Source organism: Mycobacterium sp. (assembly GCF_032162605.1).
GTDB lineage: Bacteria > Actinomycetota > Actinomycetes > Mycobacteriales > Mycobacteriaceae > Mycobacterium.
Window position 1 is genome coordinate 1 of sequence record NZ_JAVROT010000550.1, and the last position, 5,090, is coordinate 5,090.

4 protein-coding genes are annotated in these 5,090 nt (G+C 69.9%); 2 read left to right on the top strand and 2 right to left on the bottom strand.

The window, feature by feature from the left end; all coding sequences use genetic code 11:
• Positions 1 to 250, bottom strand: a 250-nt coding sequence (locus QOI01_RS30415; protein WP_526386996.1) for a DeoR family transcriptional regulator, incomplete at its 3' end; no start/stop codon positions are given.
• Between the two features lie 102 nt (positions 251 to 352).
• On the opposite strand from QOI01_RS30415, the gene QOI01_RS30420 reads away from it, so the two are divergent.
• A complete protein-coding gene (locus QOI01_RS30420; protein ID WP_526386998.1) occupies positions 353 to 2,074 on the top strand; it encodes a putative PEP-binding protein in 1,722 nt (573 codons plus the stop codon).
• Positions 2,075 to 2,136: 62 nt separating this feature from the next.
• Entirely contained in the window at positions 2,137 to 3,111 is a 975-nt protein-coding gene (locus tag QOI01_RS30425; RefSeq protein WP_526387000.1) for a pirin family protein, read from the top strand.
• On the opposite strand, the gene QOI01_RS30430 is transcribed toward QOI01_RS30425, so the two are convergent.
• Positions 3,108 to 5,090, bottom strand: a 1,983-nt coding sequence (locus QOI01_RS30430; protein WP_526387002.1) for an FUSC family protein, incomplete at its 5' end; no start/stop codon positions are given. The genes QOI01_RS30425 and QOI01_RS30430 overlap by 4 nt on opposite strands.

Here is a 5,090-nt window from a genome sequence, read left to right on the forward strand (position 1 = left end):
CGATGGCGTCCTTGTAGTCGGCGCGGGTGGTGTCACGCTCGCCGACCCCCGGCTCGACGAGGTGCAGCGATCGGGTGGGGACCGCGCCACCGTGCACCCGCCGCAGCACGCCCGCCCTATCGAGCGCGGCGAGATCACGGCGCACGGTCTCCGTGGTGACGTCGTAGGCCTGTGCGAGCTCGGCGACCGAGGCGCGACCCTGGCTGATCACCAGTTCGGCGATGGCCTGTTGGCGCTCTTCGGCGTACATGACTCCCCGTTTGCGTGGGATATGTGGATTTAAGATGTTGATATCGTTGGTTTTACCCCTGACTCTGTTGACTTGTCAATGCTTTCTTGTAACCTGGGACACATGAGCACCACATCGCCTCCCACGTCACTTCATCCTTCCGGAACGGCGCAACCTTCTGCCGGAACCGTGCTGCAGGGCATCCCCGCCGTGGGGGGCGTGCAGCACGCGCCCGTGATCAGGCCCGGATCGCGGCCGGGCGTCGACGATGCCCCCGCGAGCGCCGACCTGGCCGAGTCGGACCGCCCAGGGGAGGTGGCGCGCTTCGCCGCTGCGGCCGCCGCGGTGGCGGGTCGGCTGCGCGACCGGGCAGCCAACGCCTCCGGAGCCGCATCGGAGGTCCTGGCGACCACCGCCACTCTGGCGCAGGACCGGGCCTGGATCGCCGCCACCGAGAAGCGCATCGGTGAGGGCAACCCCGCGGTGCGGGCGGTGACCGGTGCGGTCGACCAGTTCGTCACGATGTTCACCCAACTGGGCGGGCTGATGGCCGAGCGGGTCACCGACCTGCGCGACATCCGCGATCGCGTGATCGCCGAACTCAGCGGTCTGCCCGAACCAGGGGTGCCGGTGCCCGACGTGCCGTCGATCCTATGCGCCGAGGACCTCGCCCCCGTCGACACGGCGGGTCTGGACGCCTCCCTGGTAGTCGCATTGGCGACCACGCTCGGCGGGCCCACCAGCCACACCGCGATCATCGCCCGTCAACTCGGCATTCCCTGCGTGGTCGCGGTCGCCGGGCTCGACGCGGTGCCCGCGGGCACGATGGTGATGGTCGACGGCACCCTCGGCACCGTCACGGTGGCGCCCGATCAGACCGTCGCAACCCGTGCCGTCGAGGTGGCACACCGCGAAGCCGAACTCGCCAAGAGCTGGAGCGGGCCCGGCGCCACCGCGGACGGGCACGCCGTCGCCATCCTCGCGAACGTCCAGGACGGCGCTGCCGCGCGATCGGCGCGTGAGACGCCTGCCGAGGGCGTTGGCCTGTTCCGCACCGAACTCTGCTTCCTCAACCGCTCGACCGAGCCCAGCGTCGACGAGCAGGCGCAGATCTACGCAGAGGTGCTCGAGGCGTTCGTTGGGCAGAAGGTCGTCATCCGCACCCTTGACGCCGGGTCGGACAAGCCGCTGAAGTTCGTGGGGCACCCCGACGAGGCGAACCCGGCGCTCGGCGTGCGCGGAATCCGCATCGCCGACGGCAATCCGGGCATCCTGACGCGCCAGCTCGAGGGGATCGCCGCGGCGGCGCAACGGACCGGCAGTGCCCCATGGGTGATGGCCCCGATGATCGCCACCCCGGCGGAGGCGGAAGCCTTTGCGGCCGAGTCCCGTTCACACGGGCTGACCCCGGGAGTGATGATCGAGGTGCCCGCAGCCGCACTGCTGGCCGACCGGATCCTCGAACATGTCGACTTCCTGTCGATCGGCACCAATGACCTGACTCAGTACACGATGGCCGCCGACCGGATGTCGGCGGAACTGGCCACGCTCACCGACCCCTGGCAGCCCGCGGTGCTGGCGCTGGTCGCGATGGCGGCGCGGGCGGGAGTCGCGGTGAACAAGCCCGTCGGCGTCTGTGGGGAGGCCGCGGCCGACCCGCAGCTGGCGTGCGTGCTGGTGGGTCTCGGCATCTCGTCGCTGTCGGCTGCCGCGGCTGCCGTGGCGGGCGTCGGCGCGAAGCTGGCCCAGGTGACGCTCGCTCAGTGCCGGGAGGCGGCGGACGCGGCCCTGGCGACGGCCACCGCCGCTGAGGCGCGGGCTGCGGCGAGCGCCGTCCTGTCCTAGCGCGGAAATTAATCGGACCGCAGTCCGGTTATGGTGGGTACGTCTCAATCGAGGAGGTACCGATGCCCGCCATCACCGCCGACACACTCACCCTTCCCCGCATCGCGGGGCCTACGCCGTCGCAGACCCCACGTCCGGTGCGATCGATCACCACGGGGCCACGCGGTTACGAAGGCGAGGGGTTCCCCGTCGTCCGCGCATTCGCCGGCGTCAGTGCCGCTGCGCTGGATCCCTTCGTGCACATGGACCAGATGGGCGAAGTCGAGTACCAGCCCGGCGAGCCGCGGGGCACAGACTGGCACCCGCACCGTGGCTTCGAGACGGTGACGTACATGCTCGACGGCCGCTTCGCGCACCAGGATTCCCACGGTGGCGGCGGTCTCATCACCGACGGAGCCACGCAGTGGATGACCGCGGGCGCGGGCATTTTGCACATCGAGACGCCACCGGCAGAACTGGTCGAGAGCGGCGGCGTGTTCCACGGCATCCAGCTGTGGGTCAACCTGCCCCGCAAGGACAAGTTCGCCGCGCCGCGGTACCAGGCCATCGAGGGTGGGCAGGTAAAGCTGCTCTCCTCCGATGACGGTGGCGCCCTCGTCCGCGTCATCGCAGGCGAGGTCGACGACCAGCCGGGCCCGGGATCGACGTACACGCCGATTACGTTGGCGCACGCGACCATTCAGCCTGGCGCTCGTCTCGACGTGCCGTGGAACCGGGACTTCAACGCCCTGGTCTACGTGCTGGCAGGCGGCGGCGCCGTCGGCCCCATCGGGAATCCGATCCGTCAGGGTCAGCTCGCCGTCATGGGGCCCGGCGACCGGATCACCGTCGCAGCCGGTGCCACGCAGGACGCACGCACACCCGCCATGGAAGTGCTTCTGTTGGGCGGCAGGCCGATTCGCGAGCCCGTCTTCCACTACGGACCGTTCGTGATGAACTCCAAGTCGGAGCTCATCGAGGCGTTCGAGGACTTCAACGCAGGCAAGTTCGGCACCATCCCGCCGAATGCGTTGATGCCCCACACGCATCCGCGCTAGTGGCTCGACACCGCGACCGAGCCGACCGGGTCCGGGTAGAGCAGTTCCAGCTCGCCGAGGTTTGCCGCGACCGTGACCAACGGAAGTGCAGCCCTGATCGACAAGTCAGTCCCGCCGGTCTCGGCGCGAAGGGCGAGCACGAAGTCGTCGCCGATCGGGCCGAGCCTCTGGGTCGAGGCCCTGCCGTCGAGCCGCCTGCAGATCGCCGTGGTGTGGACCTCGAGCACCTTCCGCACGCGCGGATAGGCGGCCAGCGGAGGCGGCACCACGTCGGCGATCAGCTCGGCGGCGGTGCGGACCCGGATGGCGCGATTCGAGGCGCGGATCACGGGTGCGCGCTGATCGGTCGAACCACCACTCTCGGAAAGGTACTGGCGCACTGCGTCATCCAGAGTCCTGGACACCGTCATCGCATAGTGTCCCAGTGAGGACACGCGGTCGTCGGCGGACTCCGACGCGCCCCGCGTCACCCGCTTGACCGCGACGGTCAGATACGTCGCTCCCGCGGCGATGGCGGCGTCGACCGCTCTGGACACCGTGGCGGCGGCGCCACGTGGCCACAGCAGTAGCGACACCACGGCACCCACCATCGCTCCCACGACGACGTCCTCGACCCGGATCAGACCTACCTGCCAGCCGCTGGGATTGATGACGTTGAAGATGATCAGCACCATCATCGTGAACATCGCCTGGCCTGCCACGAACGAGGCGACCTCTGGCACGTACGCCGAACCGAAGGCGACGAGCGGCAGCGTCGCCCACATCACGACGGGCTCGAAACCCATCAGCTCGATGAAGACGACGCCGAGCAGGAATCCGATCGTGGTGCCCACGACGGCGCGCACGACCCTGGTCCCGGTGGTCAGCGCGCTGCTGCGCAGGACCGACATCGCCCCGAGCACGACCCAGAAGCCGTGCTGCACCGGGAACACGTGCGTGACGGCCACCGCGAGTGCCAACCCGAGTCCCGTGCGCACGCTGTTGCGGACCACCACCGCCCTGGTGGCGAGGAATCCGCTCGGCAGTGACCTGAGTGCCTGCGACTCCGAGAGCAGCCGTTCGGCGGCCCCGGCCGCGGGCAGCCTGCGGCCGAGGACACGCGCCCACACGGGTCGGGCGTCGGCCGCGGCGGCGATGCCGATAACCCGGCCGGTGGTCCCGACGCACCCCGATATCGTCCTGCGGGTCAACAGCTTTCGCCCGACGCCGATTGCGGTCGCGTCGCTGGGCTCGCCGAGTATCTCGACGATGTCCTCGCGGTAGCGGCTCTGGGCGATCAACCGCTGGACCGCCAACGCGTTGGCCAGGCTCGCGCGGTGGGCGTCGCGGTCGGCGACCCGCGGCGTGCTGAGTACCAGCGCGCTCTCCCGGAGCACGTCCACGACGGGATCACGCATCTCGGCCAGGAGCTCACCGCTGCCGTCGGTGATCCGGTCCGACAGCCACTGCAGGTCGTCGACGACCCGGACCAGCGCGCGGCTGCCCGCGGTCAAGCCGACCGGGCGGAAGTCGGCGCCGAGGAAGTTGGCCCGCAGCGCGCCCATCGCCGCTGCCAAGTCGTCAGCCGACGCCAGGCCGTCCAGACGATCAGCCAGGGATCGGCACACCATCGCGGCATGCCTGCGGAGTTCGTCGTGGTGGCGTGGCGGAAGCAGGAACAACGCGGCGGGAACGGCGAGTGAGAGCGCGATGAGCCAGCCGAGGAGACGCTCCGGGATGGGACCGGCAGGCGTGCACGACGGCAGGACGAACGTCAGTAGCGTCGACCGCTGGCCCGCGGCGACGGTCTCGCTGAGTACTCCCGACAGTGTCACTGCGACGGCGAGTACGAACATCGTCAGCACCGCCAGCCACGGGATGGGCGACACCAGGGTGCCGAGCGTGATCAGGATGACGCCGTTGACGCCGAGGCCACCGTAGGCCAGCGCCCGGGCGGGCCGATTACCCGGGAAGTCGACGGTGATCAGCAGCGCCACCGA

What these genes read in the sequence shown, in the direction of transcription:
- QOI01_RS30420 (WP_526386998.1), top strand. Translation starts at nt 353, where the DNA reads ATGAGCACCACATCGCCTCCCACGTCACTTCATCCTTCCGGAACGGCG.
- QOI01_RS30425 (WP_526387000.1), top strand. Translation starts at nt 2,137, where the DNA reads ATGCCCGCCATCACCGCCGACACACTCACCCTTCCCCGCATCGCGGGG.